The 19,875-nt window shown below is 71.6% G+C and carries 17 protein-coding genes and 5 tRNA genes; 10 read left to right on the top strand and 12 right to left on the bottom strand.

The features are described 5' to 3' along the window. The first annotated feature begins 159 nt into the window (after positions 1–159). A complete protein-coding gene (gene ndgR, locus ACWDYF_RS23935) occupies positions 160–876 on the top strand; it encodes an IclR family transcriptional regulator NdgR (RefSeq protein WP_018567903.1) in 717 nt (238 codons plus the stop codon). A 390-nt stretch (positions 877–1,266) separates the two neighbouring features. Here ndgR and ACWDYF_RS23930 read toward each other — a convergent pair whose 3' ends face one another. After that, on the bottom strand, positions 1,267–1,752 hold the full coding sequence (locus ACWDYF_RS23930) for a DUF4188 domain-containing protein (protein WP_018567902.1): 486 nt from the start codon (positions 1,750–1,752) through the stop codon (positions 1,267–1,269). 108 nt (positions 1,753–1,860) lie between these two features. On the opposite strand from ACWDYF_RS23930, the gene ACWDYF_RS23925 reads away from it, so the two are divergent. Further along, entirely contained in the window at positions 1,861–2,523 is a 663-nt protein-coding gene (locus ACWDYF_RS23925) for a MerR family transcriptional regulator (RefSeq protein ID WP_381741132.1), read from the top strand. Positions 2,524–2,600: 77 nt separating this feature from the next. On the opposite strand, the gene ACWDYF_RS23920 is transcribed toward ACWDYF_RS23925, so the two are convergent. The 9 genes from ACWDYF_RS23920 to ACWDYF_RS23880 form a co-directional block, all read right to left on the bottom strand. Continuing rightward, positions 2,601–2,673 (bottom strand) — tRNA-Glu (locus ACWDYF_RS23920). 44 nt (positions 2,674–2,717) lie between these two features. Continuing rightward, positions 2,718–2,789: transfer RNA gene (locus ACWDYF_RS23915), tRNA-Gln, on the bottom strand. Positions 2,790–2,810: 21 nt separating this feature from the next. Then, positions 2,811–2,883, bottom strand: a tRNA-Glu gene (locus ACWDYF_RS23910). Between the two features lie 62 nt (positions 2,884–2,945). Then, positions 2,946–3,018 (bottom strand) — tRNA-Glu (locus tag ACWDYF_RS23905). A 42-nt stretch (positions 3,019–3,060) separates the two neighbouring features. Then, positions 3,061–3,132: transfer RNA gene (locus ACWDYF_RS23900), tRNA-Gln, on the bottom strand. A 90-nt stretch (positions 3,133–3,222) separates the two neighbouring features. After that, complete coding sequence (locus ACWDYF_RS23895) at positions 3,223–3,957, bottom strand: HAD family hydrolase (protein WP_389470273.1); 735 nt, start codon at positions 3,955–3,957, stop codon at positions 3,223–3,225. Positions 3,958–4,053: 96 nt separating this feature from the next. After that, the gene (gene gltX, locus ACWDYF_RS23890; RefSeq protein WP_389470271.1) at positions 4,054–5,538 is read right to left on the bottom strand and encodes a glutamate--tRNA ligase; all 1,485 of its coding nucleotides are present in this window, start codon (positions 5,536–5,538) and stop codon (positions 4,054–4,056) included. Then, entirely contained in the window at positions 5,531–6,316 is a 786-nt protein-coding gene (locus ACWDYF_RS23885; RefSeq protein ID WP_018567898.1) for a fumarylacetoacetate hydrolase family protein, read from the bottom strand. Before ACWDYF_RS23885 ends, gltX begins: the two co-directional genes overlap by 8 nt. Before the next feature lie 176 nt (positions 6,317–6,492). After that, positions 6,493–6,681: a hypothetical protein gene (locus tag ACWDYF_RS23880; RefSeq protein ID WP_037888769.1), complete on the bottom strand. Its 189-nt coding sequence runs from the start codon at positions 6,679–6,681 to the stop codon at positions 6,493–6,495. 601 nt (positions 6,682–7,282) lie between these two features. Here ACWDYF_RS23880 and ACWDYF_RS23875 point away from each other — a divergent pair. The 8 genes from ACWDYF_RS23875 (at position 7,283) to ACWDYF_RS23840 (ending at position 18,307) form a co-directional block, all read left to right on the top strand. Continuing rightward, on the top strand, positions 7,283–11,467 hold the full coding sequence (locus ACWDYF_RS23875; protein ID WP_389470268.1) for a sensor histidine kinase: 4,185 nt from the start codon (positions 7,283–7,285) through the stop codon (positions 11,465–11,467). Between the two features lie 9 nt (positions 11,468–11,476). Beyond that, the gene (locus tag ACWDYF_RS23870; protein WP_003993189.1) at positions 11,477–11,890 is read left to right on the top strand and encodes a roadblock/LC7 domain-containing protein; all 414 of its coding nucleotides are present in this window, start codon (positions 11,477–11,479) and stop codon (positions 11,888–11,890) included. A gap of 111 nt (positions 11,891–12,001) precedes the next feature. Then, positions 12,002–12,400 (top strand): DUF742 domain-containing protein, encoded by a 399-nt coding sequence (locus ACWDYF_RS23865; RefSeq protein WP_009190816.1) that lies wholly within the window; start codon positions 12,002–12,004, stop codon positions 12,398–12,400. Further along, on the top strand, positions 12,381–12,956 hold the full coding sequence (locus ACWDYF_RS23860; RefSeq protein WP_018567895.1) for a GTP-binding protein: 576 nt from the start codon (positions 12,381–12,383) through the stop codon (positions 12,954–12,956). Before ACWDYF_RS23865 ends, ACWDYF_RS23860 begins: the two co-directional genes overlap by 20 nt. 440 nt (positions 12,957–13,396) lie before the next feature. Continuing rightward, entirely contained in the window at positions 13,397–16,639 is a 3,243-nt protein-coding gene (locus tag ACWDYF_RS23855; protein WP_389470265.1) for a nitrate- and nitrite sensing domain-containing protein, read from the top strand. A gap of 10 nt (positions 16,640–16,649) precedes the next feature. Then, the gene (locus tag ACWDYF_RS23850) at positions 16,650–17,063 is read left to right on the top strand and encodes a roadblock/LC7 domain-containing protein (protein ID WP_033321188.1); all 414 of its coding nucleotides are present in this window, start codon (positions 16,650–16,652) and stop codon (positions 17,061–17,063) included. A gap of 97 nt (positions 17,064–17,160) precedes the next feature. Beyond that, positions 17,161–17,736: a DUF742 domain-containing protein gene (locus tag ACWDYF_RS23845; protein WP_018567892.1), complete on the top strand. Its 576-nt coding sequence runs from the start codon at positions 17,161–17,163 to the stop codon at positions 17,734–17,736. Beyond that, the gene (locus ACWDYF_RS23840) at positions 17,717–18,307 is read left to right on the top strand and encodes a GTP-binding protein (protein ID WP_026252548.1); all 591 of its coding nucleotides are present in this window, start codon (positions 17,717–17,719) and stop codon (positions 18,305–18,307) included. Before ACWDYF_RS23845 ends, ACWDYF_RS23840 begins: the two co-directional genes overlap by 20 nt. Positions 18,308–18,414: 107 nt before the next feature. On the opposite strand, the gene ACWDYF_RS23835 is transcribed toward ACWDYF_RS23840, so the two are convergent. Beyond that, positions 18,415–18,612 carry an acyl-CoA carboxylase epsilon subunit gene (locus ACWDYF_RS23835; protein ID WP_018567890.1) on the bottom strand — a complete coding sequence of 66 codons (198 nt, stop codon included), beginning with the start codon at positions 18,610–18,612 and terminating at the stop codon, positions 18,415–18,417. A 75-nt stretch (positions 18,613–18,687) separates the two neighbouring features. Then, the coding region (locus tag ACWDYF_RS23830) for an acyl-CoA carboxylase subunit beta (RefSeq protein ID WP_389470260.1) at positions 18,688–19,875 on the bottom strand (1,188 nt) is incomplete at its 5' end.

Raw genomic sequence — 19,875 nt, 5'->3', positions numbered from 1 at the left:
GCCGGCCCAACTAGAGATCCGAGGTGGCGGCCCCCGCTTTCCCCCTCAGGGCAGCCGCCGCCCGGCCCGCCGGTCCACGGGCCGCTGTGTCTTCCAGGGTGGCGTGTTCCACGGAAAATTGAACTTGCGTTTCACAGAGTGAGACGGGAGTATCGTTTCATGGACAACAGTAGCGGCGTCGGCGTCCTGGACAAGGCAGCCCTTGTCCTTGGCGCCCTGGAGTCCGGTCCGGCCACCCTCGCGGGTCTGGTCGCGGCGACCGGACTGGCACGACCCACGGCCCACCGGCTGGCCGTGGCCCTGGAGCACCACCGCATGGTGGCCCGTGACATGCAGGGCCGTTTCATTCTCGGCCCCCGCCTCGCGGAGCTGGCGGCGGCGGCCGGCGAGGACCGCCTCCTCGCCACCGCGGGCCCGGTCCTCACGCATCTGCGCGACGTCACGGGCGAGAGCGCGCAGCTCTACCGCCGCCAGGGCGACATGCGGATCTGCGTGGCGGCCGCCGAGCGGCTGTCCGGACTGCGGGACACGGTCCCGGTCGGTTCCACGCTCACCATGAAGGCGGGCTCGTCGGCCCAGGTCCTGATGGCCTGGGAGGAGCCGGAGCGGCTGCACCGCGGGCTCCAGGGGGCCCGCTTCACCGCGACCGCCCTCTCGGGCGTACGGCGCCGGGGCTGGGCCCAGTCCATCGGCGAGCGCGAGCCGGGCGTCGCCTCCGTCTCCGCGCCGGTGCGCGGCCCGTCCAACCGCGTGGTGGCCGCGGTCTCCGTCTCCGGTCCCATCGAGCGCCTGACGCGCCACCCGGGCCGGATGCACGCCCAGGCCGTCATCGACGCCGCCGGCCGCCTCTCCGAGGCGCTGCGCCGCACCGGCTGACACCTCCCGCTCCCCGGGTCCCCCGGGCAGGGCCAGCCTCAACGCCGCGGCAGGCCCTCCCCCGGACCCCGTACGACCCGCTCCCGGGCCCGCCCCCGCGGACCCGGACGCCCCACCAGTCCCACCAGCCCCACCAGCCCACGGGCCGGTCGGCCCTTCGCCGACCGGCCCTCTCGCTGTCCGCACCCGGCGGCGCCCCCGTCCGCGCCCGCGCCCGGCCGCCCCGCCCGGCCACCCCCGTCCCACCGGTCACGGCAGCCTCACCGGCCCCTCCCGCACCAGCCCCACCCTCGGGCCCTGGCCCCGGCACCCCGCGGCCCGCCCGCGAGCGCCCCGCGAGCATCCTCCGGGCGTCCCGCGAGCACCCCGCGAGCGCCCCCCGGGCACGCCTCAGACGGTCCGCAGGCGGTCGCCCGCGCGCTCGCCCCGGCGGCCGACCGGGATGACCCCGGTGGCCCGGCCCAGGCCGTACGCGGGCATGTTGATGTAGATCGCCTCGTGGGCGCCCGCCGGGACGACGAAGGTCTCGTGCCAGAAGCCGACCTTGCCGTTCCCCTCGCGCAGCCGCCGGTTGAAGGCGGCCCAGGCCGGGTGGTGGTTGCGGTCCGGCGCCGCGGCGTAGGCGAGGAGCTTCTCCTTGGACTCCCAGTACTGCACGAGGTAGATCTCGCGCAGCCCGCCCATCATGGTCTTGCTGCCGAGGAGCCCGCGCGCCTTGTCCGCCCGCAGCTCCTGGAGCATCGGCCGCATGGCACGGGCCACCGGCCACCAACTGCGCACCGCGGAGAAGTCGTTGATCCTCATCCCGATGAGGAAGACCACCACCTCGTTCTCGCTCTCGGCGGTCATGCGCCCTTCGATCGGCTTGTCGCTCATGAGCGGTTCCCCACTTCCTTCCACCGACCCACTGGATAGCAATGCTATCTATGATTGGATCGTGGCACTCTCCAATACGCAAGACAAGCAGGGAAGGTCACGGCACGCATGCGACTGGCGGAGCTGAGCGCACGTAGCGGGGTCTCCCGGGCGACGATCAAGTACTACCTGCGCGAGGGGCTGCTGCCCCCCGGCCGCCGGGTCACGGCCACCGAGGCGGAGTACGACGAGGAGCACCTGCGCAAGCTGCGGCTGGTGCGCGCCCTGATCCAGGTGGGGCGGATCCCGGTGAAGTCGGCCCGCGACGTCCTCGCCGTCCTGGCCGACGAGGACCTGGACCGCAACCAGCGCCTGGGCACCGCCGTGTGGGCGCTGCCGCACGGCCCGGCGCCCGACGAGGAGGACCCGGCCACCGAGACGGCCCGGCGGACCGCCGGCGCGCTCATGGAGCGGATGGGCTGGGGCTACGCCGACGCGTCCGGCCAGACGCCCGCCGAGGCACCGGCCGCCCCGGCGTACGCGATGCTGGTCACCGCCATCGCCACGCTCTCCCGCCTCGGCTACCCGTGCGCCACCGACGACTTGGAGCCCTACGCCCGCTCGATGGAGCGGATCGCGGTGGCGGACCTGGATCTGGTGGAGCGGTACGGGACGCCGGACGAGCAGGTGGAGGCCGCGGTGGCGCTGACCGTGCTGTACGAGCCGGTGGTGCTGAGCCTGCGGCGGCTGGCGGAGTCCGAGGAGTCGCGCCGCCGCTTCGACGGCAAGTGAGCCGGGGCGGGGCGGCGCGGGCAGGAGGAGCGGACACGACGAAGGGCCCTCCCGAGGGAGGGCCCTTGCCGATCTTGTACCCCCGACCGGATTCGAACCGGCGCTACCGCCTTGAGAGGGCGGCGTGCTAGGCCGCTACACAACGGGGGCCTGGACACTGCAAGCGTTTCATACTGAGCCGCCGCAGGTCCGAGCTGGTCTACCTGGACTCGAACCAAGACTAACTGAACCAGAATCAGTCGTGCTGCCAATTACACCATAGACCAATGATGGTTTAGACCAGTCAGTACCCCCGACCGGATTCGAACCGGCGCTACCGCCTTGAGAGGGCGGCGTGCTAGGCCGCTACACAACGGGGGCCCTAGCGATCCTGCATCGAGGTCGGTGGGAGCTACCCTGGCCGTCCTCGCGGGAAGGATCTGTACCCCCGACCGGATTCGAACCGGCGCTACTGCCTTGAGAGGGCAGCGTGCTAGGCCGCTACACAACGGGGGCTCGCGGATGAGATCCGCGGGTGCAGATTGAAGCATCTGCGAGCTGGCCTACCTGGACTCGAACCAAGACTAACTGAACCAGAATCAGTCGTGCTGCCAATTACACCATAGGCCACTGGAACGCAAGCCCCGATGGGGTTCTTGTTCTAGTAGTGCGCCTCGGGCTTCCGGCCTTCCGGCCCGCTCCCGCGGCGCAGGAAGAACATTACCTGAAGGTGGACGGGGCTCCAAAACGGGTATCCGCGCCGAGCACCGCGGGGAGTTCGGACAGGGAGGCGATCCGGTGCGCGTCCGGCCGCGCCGGGGCGCCGCCGGGAACGCCGGCCCGGTCGATCCACACGGCCAGCAGCCCGGCGTCGGCGGCGCCCCGCGCGTCGATCTCCGGGTGGTCGCCGACGTAGGCGACCTGGTGCGGCGGCAGGTCCAGCGCCTCGCAGGCCGCGTGGAAGGCACCGGCGGCCGGTTTGGACAGCCCCAGCTCGGCCGCGCACAGCACCGCCTCGAAGCGGTCGCGCACCCCGAGGACCCGCAGCTTGCGCTCCTGCACGTGCAGGCTGGAGTTGGAGAGCACCGCGTGCCGGTGGCTGGCGGCGAGGGCGTCCAGGGCGGGCAGCACGTCCGGGAAGAGGGCCCAGGCGCCCTCGTAGTGCCCCAGGTAGCGCGCGAACCACGCCTCGGCCTCGGGGTCGGTCAGCTCCGGGCGGTCCAGGAAGACCCGCACCCGGTCCCGGCGCTGTCCCTCGAAGGTCGTCTCCCCCGCCGCGAAGCGAGCCCACTGCGCGTCGGTGATCCGCCGCCAGTGCGCCAGCGCCGCGTCCACGGTGCCGTACCCGTCCAGCAGCCGTTCGGCGACCAGGTGCGCCCGCATCCCGGCCCGGTCGGCCGAGGTGTAGTCGAAGAGGGTGTCGTCGACGTCCCACAGGACCGCTCTGATCGCCATGGGACCGACGGTACCGCCGCCGGGCGGCACGCGGGAGGGCAGCACGAAGGGGCGGCACCCGGTCGCTCCGGGTGCCGCCCCTGTCGCTGTCCGGGCCTACGCCGCGAGCTTCGCCAGCGCCGCGTCGACGCGGGCCAGTGTCTTCTCCTTGCCGAGGACCTGGAGGGACTCGAAGAGGGGCAGGCCGACCGTGCGGCCGGTGACGGCGACGCGGACGGGGGCCTGGGCCTTGCCGAGCTTGAGGCCGTGCGCCTCGCCGGCGGTCAGGACGGCCTCCTTGAGGGACTCGGCGGAGGACCAGTCGGCCGCGTCCAGCTTCTCGCGGGCCGTGCGCAGCAGGGCGTCCGAGCCCTCCTTCATGGCCTTGGCCCAGCTCGCCTCGTCGAGGACCGGCTCGGACAGGAAGAGGAAGTCGACGTTGTCGGTGATCTCCGAGAGGACCTTCAGCCGGGTCTGCGCGTGCGGCGCGATCGCCTGCCACTTGGCCTCGTCGAAGTCCTCGGGCGCCCAGGGGGCGACGGGGGCCTTCAGCCAGGGGGCGCAGCGCTCGGTGAAGTCCTTCACGTCGAGCAGGCGGATGTGGTCGGCGTTGATCGCCTCGCACTTCTTGAGGTCGAAGCGCGCCGGGTTGGGGTTGACGTCCTTGACGTCGAAGGCGGCGACCATCTCGTCGATGCCGAAGATGTCCTGGTCGGCGGAGAGCGACCAGCCCAGCAGGGAGAGGTAGTTGAGCAGGCCCTCGGGCAGGAAGCCGCGCTCGCGGTAGAGGTTCAGCGAGGACTGCGGGTCGCGCTTGGAGAGCTTCTTGTTGCCCTCGCCCATGACGTAGGGCAGGTGGCCGAACTCGGGGGTGGTCTTCGCGATGCCCAGCTCGGTGAGCGCCTTGTACAGGGCGATCTGGCGCGGGGTGGAGGAGAGCAGGTCCTCGCCGCGCAGGACGTGGGTGATCTCCATGAGGGCGTCGTCGACCGGGTTGACGAGCGTGTAGAGCGGGGCGCCGTTGGCGCGGACGATGCCGTAGTCCGGGACGTTCTCCGGCAGGTAGGTGATCTCGCCGCGGACCAGGTCGTCGAAGGTGACCGGCTCGTCGGGCATGCGGAAGCGGACGATCGGGGCGCGGCCCTCGGCCTCGTACGCCTGGATCTGCCCGGCGCTCAGGTCGCGGCAGTGGCCGTCGTAGCCGGAGGGCTTGCCGGCGGCGCGGGCGGCCTCGCGGCGGCTGTCCAGCTCCTCCTGGGAGCAGTAGCAGCGGTAGGCGTGGCCGGCGTCCAGGAGCCTGGCGGCGACGTCGGCGTAGATGTCCATGCGCTGCGACTGGCGGTAGGGCGCGTGCGGGCCGCCGACCTCGGGGCCCTCGTCCCAGTCGAAGCCCAGCCAGCGCATCGCGTCGAGGAGCTGCTCGTAGGACTCCTCGGAGTCGCGGGCCGCGTCGGTGTCCTCGATGCGGAAGACCAGGGTGCCCTGGTGGTGCCGGGCGAACGCCCAGTTGAACAGGGCGGTGCGGACCAGGCCCACGTGGGGGTTACCGGTGGGCGAGGGGCAGAAACGGACGCGGACGGGGGAGCCTGATGCGCTAGCCACGCTGGACAACCTTGTTGGTGAGAGTGCCGATGCCTTCGATGGTGACGGCGACGTCGTCGCCGACGCTGAGGGGGCCGACCCCCGCGGGGGTGCCCGTGAGGATCACGTCGCCGGGGAGCAGCGTCATGGCCTCGGAGATGTTGACGATCAGATCCGCGATGGGGTGGATCATCTCGCTGGTGCGGCCGAGCTGGCGCTGTTCGCCGTTGACCGTGAGCTGGACGGTCAGGTCGCCCGCCCGTTCCAGGTCGATGCCGGTCTCCACCCAGGGGCCCAGCGGGCAGGAGCCGTCGAAGCCCTTGGCGCGCGCCCACTGCTTCTCGCGGCGCTGGACGTCGCGGGCGGTGATGTCGTTGGCGCAGGTGTAGCCGAAGATCACGTCCTTGACGCGCTCGCGCGGCACCTCGCGGCACATGCGGCCGATGACGACGGCGAGCTCCGCCTCGTGGTGCAGTTCCTGCGTGAAGGAGGGGTACGGGACCGGGTCGCCGGGGCCGGTCACGGAGGTGGACGGCTTGAAGAAGGCGAACGGCGCCTCGGGCACCTCGTTGCCGAGTTCGCGGGCGTGCTCGGCGTAGTTGCGGCCGAAGGCGACGACCTTGCTGGGCAGCACCGGGGGCAGCAGTCGCACCTTGCTCAGCGGCACCTTGGTGCCGGAGAGCTCGAAGTCCGCGAACGGGATGCCCTTGATGATGTCGAGGACGAGCTGGTCCGGCTGGTCGCCCTCGACCGCGCCGAAGGCGACGTTCCCGTCGATGGAGAACCTGGCGATGCGCACGGGTTGCTTGGCCCCTTGACTGAGCTGGCGGGAGTCTGACGCTCCAGGCTAACGCGGCCACCGGCCCGCGCCTCGCGCACCGGTGGCGCGGGTACGCCGAAGGGGCACCCCCTTCGGCGTGGGGTGCCCCTTCGGCGTACGGCTGTGCGAGCGGGCGCGGGCGGTGCCCGCCGGGTCTACTCCGCGACCGCGGCCGCCACCGGCATCTCCATGAGGACGGTGCGGCGCGGGTTGGCGGTCTGCGCGGGGAGGGTCACGGGGTGCTCCGGCGCCTCCGGCGTCTCCAGCGCTTCGGCGTCCTCCAGGTGCGCCAGCGTGGTGCGTCGGGGGTTGGCTATGTTGCGGAACATCATCGTCGTCTTCACGGTGGTAGCAGACCTTGTCGTGGACAGGCGCCTGGAGGGCCTCGGGACCCCCGCGCGGGCGCGGGTGGGCAGTTGCACGCCTTATGTAAAGCGTCAGGCTAAACGCGCGATTCCCGGCCGAAGACGGGAAGAGACCGTGATCTCCATGTGAGTTTGCTCACGACGTGATCCACAATCCGGACAATTACCGACCGGATCACGCTCCGCCGAATCGGGCATAAGACCACTGAAGCCACCATTCCGCTCCCGATCATGGCGACTGGGACACCTGTGGCGACCCAGCGGCTCGTAGAGATATGCCCGGTATGCGGGGTACCGCTTTCCACATCTCGTAACTCGGTCCTCACGCGCTGTCACAGAGGTCACAGGCTGGCCCACATGCCTTGTTGGAGATCCTGCACTGTGCTGGAATGCCACGGACCGCCGCGGGATCGAGCCGGCGCGCAGGGGGCGCAACGCAGCGCCGAGTGGGCGGCGAGAAGGGGGAACCAGCGCCGGTCACTCACGACCACCGGGGAGCGTTTTCAGGGCGCTTCCCACGACGCCGACACCGCCTTGCCGCTCGCGCGGGAGGGCGCCTGGTCCAGAGGTTGCGACGCTAGTGCAGGGACGTTTCAAGAGGGATGGCAGCGCTTCGGCGGAGCCGGAGCCGCAGGGCGGGACTGGCCCCAAGGCCGTCGGTTCCACGCCCCCGCACGCCCAGAACCAGGGCCCGGCCCCGTCCGGTGACAGCTCCGCGCGCCCCGGCGCGGGTGCCTCCCCGACCGCGCCCAGCCCCGGCGGCCCCGCCCCGGCCGGCAAGTCGGCGAAGTCCGCGAAGAGCGAGAAGTCCGCCAAGACCCCGGCCCCCGTCGGGCCCGGCTCGCGCGTGGCCCTGCGCAACTGGCGCATCTCCACCCGCCTGGTGTCGCTGCTGGCCCTCCCCGTGATCGCGGCGACCACCCTCGGCGCCCTGCGCATCGACCAGAACCTGGACGACATCCAGCAGCTCGACAACATGAAGCTGCTGACGGACATGACCAAGCAGGCCACCGAGCTGGCCGCCGCGCTCCAGGAGGAGCGCGACCAGTCCGCCGGTCCGCTCTCGCACCCCTCCAGCGCCAGCGCCATCACCGTCAAGGGCTTCCGGGACAAGACCGACCGGGCCACCGAGGTCTTCCTGGCCGCCTCCGAGGAGATCGACAGCGCCAGCAAGGGCGGCAACCTCCAGGGCGTGCGCGAGACCCTGGTCGGCCTCGCCAGCGAGCTGAACCACCTCGGTTCCATCCGCAAGACGGCCTACGCGCACGACCGGAACTCGACCCAGACCGTCGAGGCGTACCACCGGCTCATCACCGAGCTGCTCAGCCTCTCCCAGGACATGGCCGAGGCGACCAGCAACCCGGAGATGATCCAGCGCACCCGCGCGCTGTCCGCGTTCTCCTCCGCCAAGGAGTACGCCTCCGTCCAGCGTGCCGTCATCGCCGCCGCGCTGCCCGCGAACAACACCTCCGCGGGCAACCTCGCCGAGAACGACCGGCTCTACGCCCAGTCGGCGCTGGACAGCCAGACCTCCGAGATCAACAGCTTCCGCAACATCTACGGCGACGGCGCGGAAGAGCTGATCAAGCCCATGGAGGAGGGCAACCCGACGATCCAGTCGGCGGACACCTACGCCAAGCGCGCCCTGGACAGCTCCACCGGTCTGGCCCAGCAGAGCAAGCGCTCCTACCGCGACTGGGTGGACGACAGCTCGACGAAGATCGAGCAGATGAAGAAGATCGAGCACACGCTGCTGGAGGAGATGGAGCAGAAGGCCCGCTCGCTGCGCAGTGCCACCGAGCGCGACGCCATCATCTCCGGTGCGCTGATCCTGCTCGTCCTCGGTGTGTCGCTGGTCGGCGCCTTCGTCGTGGCCCGCTCCATGATCCGCTCGCTGCGCCGGCTCCAGGAGACCGCGACCAAGGTCGCCCAGGACCGCCTGCCCGAGCTGGTCAAGCAGCTCTCCGAGTCCGACCCGCAGGACGTCGACACGTCCGTGGAGTCGGTCGGTGTGCACTCCCGGGACGAGATCGGCCAGGTGGCCGCGGCCTTCGACGAGGTGCACCGCGAGGCGGTCCGGCTCGCCGCCGAGCAGGCCCTGCTGCGGGGCAACGTCAACGCGATGTTCACCAACCTCTCGCGCCGCTCCCAGGGCCTGATCCAGCGCCAGCTGTCGCTGATCTCCGAACTGGAGTCCCGCGAGGCCGACCCGGACCAGCTCTCCTCGCTGTTCAAGCTCGACCACCTCGCCACCCGTATGCGCCGTAACGGCGAGAACCTCCTCGTCCTCGCCGGTGAGGAGCCGGGCCGCCGCTGGACCCGCCCGGTCCCGCTGGTCGACGTGCTGCGCGCCGCCGCCTCCGAGGTGGAGCAGTACGAGCGCATCGAGCTGGCCTCGGTGCCGACCACCGAGGTCGCCGGACGCGTCGTCAACGACCTCGTGCACCTGCTCGCCGAGCTGCTGGAGAACGCCACCTCGTTCTCCTCCCCGCAGACCAAGGTCAAGGTCACCGGTCACGCGCTGCCGGACGGCCGGGTCCTCATCGAGATCCACGACACCGGCATCGGCCTCTCCCCCGAGGACCTGGCCGCGATCAACGAGCGGCTGGCCTCGCCGCCCACCGTGGACGTCTCCGTCTCCCGCCGCATGGGCCTCTTCGTGGTCGGCCGGCTGTCGCAGCGGCACGGCATCCGCATCCAGCTGCGCCCGTCCGACTCGGGCGGTACGACGGCCCTCGTCATGCTGCCGGTGGACGTCGCCCAGGGCGGCAAGAAGCCGGCCCCCGGCAAGGCCGGCGGTCCGTCCGTGGGCGGTCCGGCGGCTGCCGCCGCTGCCGCGGGCGCGGCTGCGGCGCGGCGCCAGAGCGGTCAGGCGGGCGGCGGTCCGCTCGGCGCGGGCGCGCCGGGCGGTGCGAACCGGCTCGGCCCCGGCGCCCAGCGTGGTCAGGTCGGCGCGGGCCAGGGTCCGCGGGCGGCGCTGCCCGGCACGGGTGGCCGCCAGGGCGGCCCCGGCGCTCCGGGCGGAGCACGCGGACCGCAGGGCCAGCCAGGTCAGCAGGGCCAGGGCCAGCAGGGTCCCGGTCTGCCCCAGCAGGGCCGTCCGGAACCGGCGGGTGCCGGGTCCGGCTTCGGCGGCCGGGCGCCGGGCGCGCCGCAGGGCTTCGGCGACGGACAGCAGGGCGGCGCCCGGCAGGACGTCTTCGGCGGCGGCCGCCAGGGCTTCGGCGACGGACAGCAGCCGGGGAACCGGCAGGGCGGCTTCGGCGACGACACCCGCACCGGCGCTCCGCAGGGCTTCGACGACGGCCGTCAGGGCGGCAACCGCCAGGGCTTCGGCGAGGGACAGCAGAGCGGCAACCGGCAGGACGCCTTCGGCGGTGAGCGGCCGGACGCCTTCGGCGGCGGACGCGGCGCGCTGCCGCCGCGCCGCCCGAACGGCGGCGAGCAGGGCAGGCAGCCGCAGCTGCCGTCGCGCGGTGGTCCGCGCGCGGAGCTGCCGGGCGGCAACCCGCAGCCGCGCACCCCGAGCTGGGGCAGCGAGAACGCCGGTCCCGGCGCGCCCGACACCCCGCGCGGCCACGACGAGGCGGAGCAGGCGCAGACCTCCCGCATGCCGCGGATCGAGGACCACCGGGGTCCGGCCGCCACGGCCGAGATGCCGGTGCTGCCCGGACCCGACAGCCGCCAGGGCCCCGGCCCGGCGGACACGGGCGCCTACGGCCGCCCCGGCTTCGAGGCGCCGCGCCAGGACGCCGACGGCGGCCGGTCCGCGGGTCAGTTCCCGGACCAAGGTGCCCAGGGCGGGCAGAACCCGGGCGCGTTCGTCCGCTCGGACATCTTCGGCCCGGCGCAGACCCCGCAGAACCCCGTACAGCAGGGCGGCCCCGGCTTCGGCCAGGGCAACCCGGCGGACACCGGCCAGTTCGCGGCCCCGCAGGGCTACGACAACGGCTCCACCGGCCAGTTCGCCGCTCCGCAGCACTACGACGACGGCTCCACGGGGCAGTTCGCCGCCCCGCAGGGCTACGACAACGGCTCCACCGGCCAGTTCCACGCCCCGCAGGGCTACGACAACGGCTCCACGGGGCAGTTCGCGCAGCCCGGTCACGACGGTTCCGCCACGGGCGGGCACGCGCTGCCGGTCCGTCAGGACCCGTCGTCCACCGGCCAGTTCGAGCGGCCCCAGCCGTCCGGTCCCGCCGACTTCGGCGCCCCGCGTCCGCCGGCCCCGCAGCAGCCCGAGGCGGGCCGCGCGCCCGGCGACGAGTGGGCGCTGCCCCCGGCCTCGGGTCCCGGCGACGGCAGGACGCCGCTGTTCGACACCCTGGAGACCAACTGGTTCCGCGGTGAGCGGCAGCAGCAGGCGGGCCAGCAGGCCGCGCCCCAGCAGCCCCAGCAGCCCCAGCAGCCCCAGGCCCCGGAAGCGCCCCCCACCGCCCCGGCTCCCGCCAGCCCCCAGCGTCCCGCCACCTCCGCCTGGCGCACCTCGCCGAACGACGAACTCGTCCGGCAGGCCGAGCGCGTCCGGCAGCCGGCGGCGGGCGGCGTCACCACCTCCGGCCTGCCGCGCCGGGTGCCCAGGGCGAACCTCGTCCCGGGCACGGCTCAGCAGCAACAGCACCAGAGCGGTCCGCAGGTCTCGCGTGCGCCCGACGACGTACGCGGCCGGCTGACCAATCTCCGTCGGGGCATCGCACAGGGTCGTCAGGCCGGCACCGGCCAGACGGGCAGCTTCCCGAGCCCCACTCACCAGCAGGAGCGTTAGTTGAGCCCGATGAGCCAGGCGGCACAGAACCTCAACTGGTTGATCACCAACTTCGTGGACAACACCCCGGGGGTGTCCCACACCGTCGTGGTGTCCGCGGACGGACTCCTTCTGGCCATGTCCGAAGGCTTTCCGCGGGACCGCGCGGACCAGCTCGCGGCCGTCGCCTCCGGTCTGACCTCGCTGACCGCCGGTGCCTCGCGCATCTTCGAGGGCGGCAGCGTGGCGCAGACGGTCGTGGAGATGGAGCGCGGCTTCCTGTTCCTCATGTCCGTCTCGGACGGGTCGTCCCTCGCGGTACTGGCCCACCCGGAGTGCGACATCGGCCTCGTCGGCTACGAGATGGCGCTGCTCGTCGACCGCGCGGGGGCCGTCCTCACGCCCGACCTGCGCGCTGAACTACAGGGCAGTCTGCTCCACTGACCGGCCCCGGCACCACCCGCGTCACCACATCACCGTCCGGCCGACACAATCCCCCCACCGGCCTCGTCCGACGGCTCGCCCGACCGACTTGCTGTCCCGCCCGGAGGATTCATGACCCCGCCCACCGCCCATCATGATCCGTACGCCGAGCCGTACGGGGACGAGGGCGACCAGCCGCTGGTTCGTCCGTACGCGATGACCGGCGGCCGGACCCGGCCGCGCTACCAGCTCGCCATCGAGGCGCTGATCAGCACCACGGCCGACCCGGCAGCGCTGATGGGACTGCTCCCGGAGCACCAGCGGATCTGCCATCTGTGCCGCGAGGTGAAATCCGTGGCCGAGGTGTCGGCGCTCCTGGCGATGCCGCTGGGCGTCGCGCGGATCCTCGTCGCGGACCTGGCCGAAGCCGGGCTGGTGGCCATCCACCAGCCGGGCGGCGACGAGAACAACGGTGGCGCACCGGATGTGACGCTGCTCGAAAGGGTGCTCAGTGGACTTCGCAAGCTCTGACGGCGGCCGGGCGACCACCTCCGCGAAGATCGTGGTGGCGGGCGGCTTCGGCGTCGGCAAGACGACCTTCGTCGGTGCCGTCTCGGAGATCAACCCGCTGCGTACCGAGGCCGTGATGACGTCCGCGTCGGCGGGCATCGACGACCTCACGCACACCGGGGACAAGACCACCACGACGGTGGCCATGGACTTCGGCCGCATCACGCTCGACCAGGACCTGATCCTGTACCTGTTCGGCACCCCCGGCCAGGACCGGTTCTGGTTCATGTGGGACGACCTGGTCAGGGGTGCCATCGGCGCGGTGGTGCTGGTGGACACCCGGCGTCTGGCCGACTGCTTCCCGGCGGTCGACTACTTCGAGAACAGCGGGCTGCCGTTCGTCATCGCCCTCAACGGCTTCGACGGCCAGCAGCCGTACACGCCGGACGAGGTCCGCGAGGCGCTCCAGATCGGCCCGGACGCGCCGATCATCACCACCGACGCCCGGCACCGCACCGACGCCAAGTCGACGCTGATCACGCTGGTCGAGCACGCGCTGATGGCCCGGTTGCGGTGACACCGGGGACAGCTTTCGCCTAGCATCCAAGTAGGCAAGGCCATACGGCAGTTGCCGTAGACGTACCGGAGCCGGCTGTGTCGTGGGACACGGCCGGCCTCGGCGTTCATAACGTTTCGGCAGAAGAATCGGGTGGTGACGCAACGCGTCGCGCACATTCGGTGTCGCTGTGCGCACGAGATCCCCGCTTTTTGGCGCGGCTCGTTCTTTATGACCGTTTTATCTGGGACTTACATCACTCTCAATCGGTGCTTTCCACTGTTTGGAAGAGCGCATGTCGGCGTGCTGGAATGCCTGAACTGCCCCATGACCGACGACGTACCGCTCAGCGAGGACGCGCTGAGCCGTACCGAGTGGTCGTGATGTCCGTCCACGGCGGACAGGGCTCTGAGACACTGCGGCACAACGTAGGTGCCGACCGCCGAGAGGTTGTTGGTCGAGTGAGGCGAAGCAAGAACGGTCCTGAGCCGTCGGCCCGGGGCAACTTCACCCCGCCGCCGCGCGGCGCGGCGCCCACGCATGTGCCCGCGGCCGAGCCGGCCGCCGCACCCGCGCCGGCCGGAGGCCGCCTCTCCCCCCGCAACTGGCGGGTGCCCGCCCGGCTGAACGCGATCCTGCTCATCCCCGTGCTGGTCGGCCTGGTCATGGGCGGTTTCCAGGTCAAGAGCTCGATCGACACCTGGCAGGACGCCCAGGACGCCGAGCACACCGCGCGCCTGGTGCGGGCCTCCCTCACCTACGCCAACGCCCTGTACAACGAGCGGGACACCACCGCCGCTCCGCTGCTCCAGGGCAAGGGCCAGAAGGACACGGCCGTCGTGCAGGCCCGCGGCCTCACCGACCGGGCGGCGGACGCCTTCGACCAGGCCGCGAAGAGCATGCCGCACAAGGCCGGTCTGGAGCGCCGTCTGAAGCTGTTCCGGGAGGCCGAGCCGCAGCTGGAGTCGCTGCGCGCCGCCGCATACACCTCCAAGCTCAACGGCGTGCAGACCGAGGAGGGCTACGTCCAGGTCGCGCACCCGCTGATGGAGTTCGCCAACGAGCTGGGCCTGGGCACCGGCAACATCACCTCCTACGGCCGCACGGTCTACGCGATGTCGCTGACGCAGGCCGCGCTGTCGCTGGAACGTTCCATCGGGATGCACCTGCTGATCGCGCCCGGCCCGGACGGCGGCAACCTGGCCAGCCAGCGCATCGCCCTGTCCTCCTACGCCTACCTGGAGAACATCGCCCTCAAGGAGTACCTCGGCGGCGGCACCCAGGCGGACGCGGACAAGCTCGACGCGCAGAACCAGGAGGTCCGGTCCAAGGCCGCGGCGCTGGCCGAGGAGTCCAAGACCAAGGACCCCGACTACGTGGCCCCGCCGTCCGACCCGCAGAAGATGGTCACGGCCCTCGCCACGCTGAAGGGCACCGAGGCGTCCGAGCGCCAGGCGCTGGCGGGCAAGGGCATCACCGCGCAGAACTGGTGGGCCGTGAACACCCTCAAGTTCGACGCGTACCGCAAGATCGAGTCGGACATGGCCGACAACGCGGTGGACGAGGCGTCCGGCATCGCCGCCGACGCCAAGCGGTCGGCGTTCGTCACCGGCGCCGTCGTCGTGGTCGCGCTGCTCGCCGCCTTCCTGCTGGCCGGTCTGGTGGCCCGCCAGATGAGCCGGTCGATGCGACGGCTGCGCAACGCGGCCTTCGGCATCGCCGAGCAGCGCCTGCCGATGCTGGTCGACCAGCTCTCGCGCACCGACCCGGGCCGGGTCGACACCCGGGTCGCGCCCATCCCGATCACGTCCACCGACGAGATCGGCGAGGTCGCCCGCGCCTTCGACCAGGTGCACCGCGAGGCGGTCCGGCTCGCCGCCGAGCAGGCCCTGCTGCGGGGCAACATCAACGCGATCTTCACCAACCTCTCGCGCCGCAACCAGTCGCTGATCGAGGGCCAGCTGACCCTGATCACCGACCTGGAGAACAACGAGGCCGACCCGGACCAGCTGGAGAACCTCTTCCGGCTGGACCACCTGGCGACCCGGATGCGCCGCAACGGCGAGAACCTGCTGGTCCTCGCGGGCGAGGAGCCCGGCCGCCGCTGGGACCAGCCGGTCCCGCTGGTCGACGTGCTGCGGGCCGCCTCCTCCGAGGTGGAGCAGTACGAGCGCATCGAGATGTCCGGCGTCCCCGAGGCCGAGATCCACGGCCGCGCGGTCACCGACCTGGTGCACCTGCTGGCCGAGCTGCTGGAGAACGCCACCACCTTCTCCTCGCCGCAGACCAAGGTCCGGGTCACCGCGACCCGGCTGCCCGACGGCCGGATCATGGTGGAGATCCACGACAAGGGCATCGGCCTGACCGCCGAGGACTTCGCGGACATCAACCACAAGCTCGCCAACCCGCCCACCGTGGACGTCGCGATCTCCCAGCGCATGGGCCTGTTCGTGGTCGGCCGGCTCGCGGACCGGCACGGTGTCCGGGTCCAGCTGCGCCCCTCGGGCGAGCAGGCGGGCACCACCTCGCTGGTCATGCTCCCGGACGCCATCACCCATGGCGGCAGCGCCGAACAGGGCGTGGGCGGCGACGAGTTCACCGTTCCGCAGATCATCCCCGAGCAGCAGTTCCAGGGACAGCAGGGCCAGGGCGCGGACGGCCGGCCGTCGCTGCGCACGGCCGCCGAACTCGGCTTCGACGACAGCCGCTACGCCGAGGTCCCCGACGACATCCGGGAACTGGACCCGGTCGGCCGCTCGCTCAAGCGCGAGGAGCGCCGCGCCACCCTGGAGTCCCCGCCGCAGGAGGGTCCGGCGACCGCCGGGGCGCCCGCCGCCCACCCGGAGGAGTCCACCGGGCAGCAGCAGCCGTACGGCACCGGCCCGGCGCCGTACCCGCAGCAGCAGCCCGGCTACGACCAGCCCGCCGCGTACGCCCCGGACCAGCAGCCGTACGGGCAGCAGACGTACGAGCAGCAGGGGTACGACCAGCAGCAGCCGTACGAGCAGCAGGCGTACTACGCGCCCGACGGCGCCCCGGCGCAGAACGGCGGCTACCCGGCCGACGCGTACGCCGGGTACCAGGAGCAGCAGGCGTACCCGCAGCAGCCCTACCAGGACGACTGGCCGCAGCCGGACGGCTACCCGAACAGCTATCCGGAGCAGTACGCTCCACAGGCGGAGCCGGACGCCGCGCGGACCGCCGAGGCGCCCGGGGCCGAGTCCACGGGCTTCGGCCTGCCGGAGCCGGACGCGGGGGCGGGACACGCACTGACGGACGCCGGACTGCCGCGCCGCGGTTCCACCGCGGGCACCGTGAACGGCTCGGGACCCGTGCCCCAGGCACCGGCCCCGGACGCGGAGAACAACGGCAACAGCAACGGCAACGGCGGTGGCAGCGGCTGGCGTTCGGCGAACGACGAGCGGTGGCAGCAGGCATCGCAGCTCAAGAAGCCCAAGGCGGGCGGGGTCACCTCCTCCGGTCTGCCGCGGCGGGTGCCCAAGGCCAACCTGGTCGAGGGCACCGCGGAATCGACCCCGCAGGGCGGCCCACAGGTCTCCCGCGCCCCCGAGGACGTCCGGGGCAGGTTGAGCAACCTGCGCCAGGGCGTGCAGCGGGGACGCAGCGCGGGCAGTGAAAAGAACGGCCAGGCCACAAGGAATGAACACAGTGGTCCTGACAGCACCTACAACCAGGAGCGTTAGTGTGAGCCCGATGAGCCAGGCGGCACAGAACCTGAACTGGTTGATCACCAACTTCGTGGACAACACCCCCGGGGTGTCCCACACCGTGGTGGTCTCCGCCGACGGACTCCTTCTGGCGATGTCCGAAGGCTTTCCCCGCGACCGTGCCGACCAGCTCGCGGCCGTCGCCTCCGGTCTGACCTCGCTGACCGCCGGTGCCTCGCGCATCTTCGAGGGCGGCAGCGTGAACCAGACGGTTGTGGAGATGGAGCGGGGATTCCTCTTCATCATGTCCATCTCCGACGGATCGTCCCTTGCCGTCCTCGCCCACCCGGAAGCGGACATCGGTCTCGTCGGGTACGAAATGGCACTTCTCGTGGACCGCGCGGGCACGGTCCTCACCCCGGATCTCCGTGCGGAGCTCCAGGGAAGCCTTCTCAACTGAAGGACGTACGGTGCGTATCGGTGTCCCGGGGCCGTAAGGTTTCGGGACGCGGCTTCCCCTCTGTGGGGTGCCCGGCGCAGTCGGAGGAGGAGTAAGAGTGGCAACACACCCAGGTGGTTCGGCTTCGGGCAACTGGTCGTACGGTCCCGCCCAGGGACACGGCAACGGCCCGGTCGACCCGTACGCCTACCCCTCCGCTCCGCAGCACCGGCAGCCCTACGCCCCGCAGGGCCCCGGCCCTTCGCCGTACGACCAGCCGCCGGCGCCGCGCATCCAGCCGGTGCAGCCGCAGCGGTACTCCCCCGAGCCGATGCCCGCACCGGCGTCGCAGAACAACCCTCTGGTCCGCCCGTACGCCATGACGGGCGGCCGCACCAGGCCGCGTTACCAGCTCGCCATCGAGGCCCTGGTGCACACCACCGCGCAACCGCACCAGATGCAGGGCCAGTTGCCCGAGCATCAGCGGATCTGCCATCTGTGCCGCGAGATCAAGTCGGTGGCCGAGATCTCGGCCCTCCTGACGATCCCTCTCGGCGTGGCCAGGATTCTCGTCGCCGACTTGGCGGAGGCGGGCCTGGTCGCCATCCATCAGCCCGGCGGCGACGAGAACGCCGGCGGCCAGCCAGACGTGACACTGCTCGAAAGGGTGCTCAGTGGACTTCGCAAGCTCTAGCGGAGGGCCGGTTTCTCCAAGTCGCTCCACCACTTCCGCGAAGATCGTGGTGGCGGGCGGCTTCGGCGTGGGCAAGACCACGTTCGTCGGCGCCGTTTCGGAGATCAACCCGCTGCGCACAGAGGCCGTCATGACATCCGCGTCGGCGGGCATCGACGACCTCACCCACACCGGGGACAAGACCACCACGACGGTGGCCATGGACTTCGGCCGCATCACCCTGGACCAGGACCTGATCCTCTACCTGTTCGGCACGCCCGGCCAGGACCGGTTCTGGTTCATGTGGGACGACCTGGTGCGCGGCGCCATCGGCGCGGTCGTCCTGGTCGACACCCGCAGGCTCGCCGACTGCTTCCCGGCGGTCGACTACTTCGAGAACAGCGGACTGCCGTTCGTCATCGCCCTCAACGGCTTCGACGGCCAGCAGCCCTACAACCCGGACGAGGTCCGCGAGGCCCTTCAGATCGGTCCCGACACCCCGATCATCACCACCGACGCCCGTCACCGCGCGGACGCCAAGTCGGCGCTGATCACGCTGGTCGAGCACGCGCTGATGGCCCGCCTGCGGTAGCCCGCCCCGGACATGCCGAAGGGCCCCTCTCCGCACAGGAGAGGGGCCCTTCGGCGATCTTCGGCGGGTTCGGGCCGTCCGGCTGTCCGGCGGCCCGGCGGCCGGTCCTAGCCGCGCCAGCTGTGCGGGGCGTGGAAGCCGTTCTCGCGCTCCAGGCGCCGCCAGCGGGCCTTGTGCCGGTCGTGCCGGGTCAGGGAGGTGTCCGCGGGGCGGGCCGCCGCGCGGGCCAGGAGTATGGCCGTCAGGGCGGCGACTTCCTCGGGCTCGGCGTGGCCCTTCTCGACGCGGATGTCAGGCATGTCCATGGGTGTCAGTCTCCGTGGCTGAGGGGTCCGCGGGGTGACCGCGGTGCGTCCGCCGGGTTACGGCGGTTGCCGCGCCTACTGCGGCGGGTTGCCGTGCTTGCGGGAGGGCAGGTCGGCGTGCTTGGTGTGCAGCATCGCGAGGGACTTGGCCAGCACTTCCCGGGTCTCGGCCGGGTCGATGACGTCGTCGACGAGACCGCGCTCGGCGGCGTAGTACGGGTGCATCAGCTCGGCCTTGTACTCCTTGACCATGCGTGCGCGCATGGCCTCGGGGTCGGGCGCGTCGGCGATCTGGCGGCGGAAGATGACGTTGGCCGCGCCCTCGGCGCCCATCACCGCGATCTCGTTGGTCGGCCAGGCGTACGTCAGGTCGGCGCCGATCGACTGGGAGTCCATCACGATGTACGCACCTCCGTACGCCTTACGCAGGATCAGCGAGATCCGCGGCACCGTGGCGTTGCAGTAGGCGTACAGCAGCTTCGCGCCGTGCCGGATGATCCCGCCGTGCTCCTGGTCGACACCCGGCAGGAAGCCCGGAACGTCCAGCAGGGTGACGATCGGAATGTTAAAAGCGTCACACATCTGGACGAAGCGCGCAGCTTTTTCACTGGCCTCGATGTCCAGCACACCGGCCAGCACCTGGGGCTGGTTGGCGACGATGCCGATGACCTGACCGTCCATCCGGGCGAGCGCGCAGATGATGTTCCGCGCCCAGCGCTCGTGGACCTCCAGGTACTCGCCGTCGTCGACGATCTCCTCGATGACCTTCGTCATGTCGTACGGCCGGTTGCCGTCGGCCGGGACCAGGTCGAGGAGGAGGTCGGAGCGGCGCTCGACCGGGTCGGAGGACTCGGCCCGCGGCGGGTTCTCGCGGTTGTTCTGCGGGAGGAGGGAGAGGAGGTAGCGGACCTCCGCGATGCAGGTCTCCTCGTCGTCGTAGGCGAAGTGGCACACACCCGACGTCTCGGCGTGCACATCCGCGCCACCGAGCCCGTTCTGCGTGATCTCCTCGCCGGTGACCGCCTTGACGACGTCCGGACCGGTGATGAACATCTGCGAGGTCTCACGGACCATGAAAACGAAGTCCGTCAGCGCCGGGCTGTAGGCCGCACCGCCCGCGCACGGGCCCAGCATCACCGAGATCTGCGGGATGACACCCGACGCCTTCGTGTTCCGCTGGAAGATCCCGCCGTACCCGGCCAGCGCCGAGACACCCTCCTGGATCCGCGCACCCGCACCGTCGTTCAGCGACACCAGCGGCGC

This window comes from Streptomyces sp. NPDC003284 (assembly GCF_053589675.1).
The sequence above is the reverse complement of the archived record's forward strand: the minus strand, read 5'-3'. Positions and strand labels throughout refer to the sequence as shown.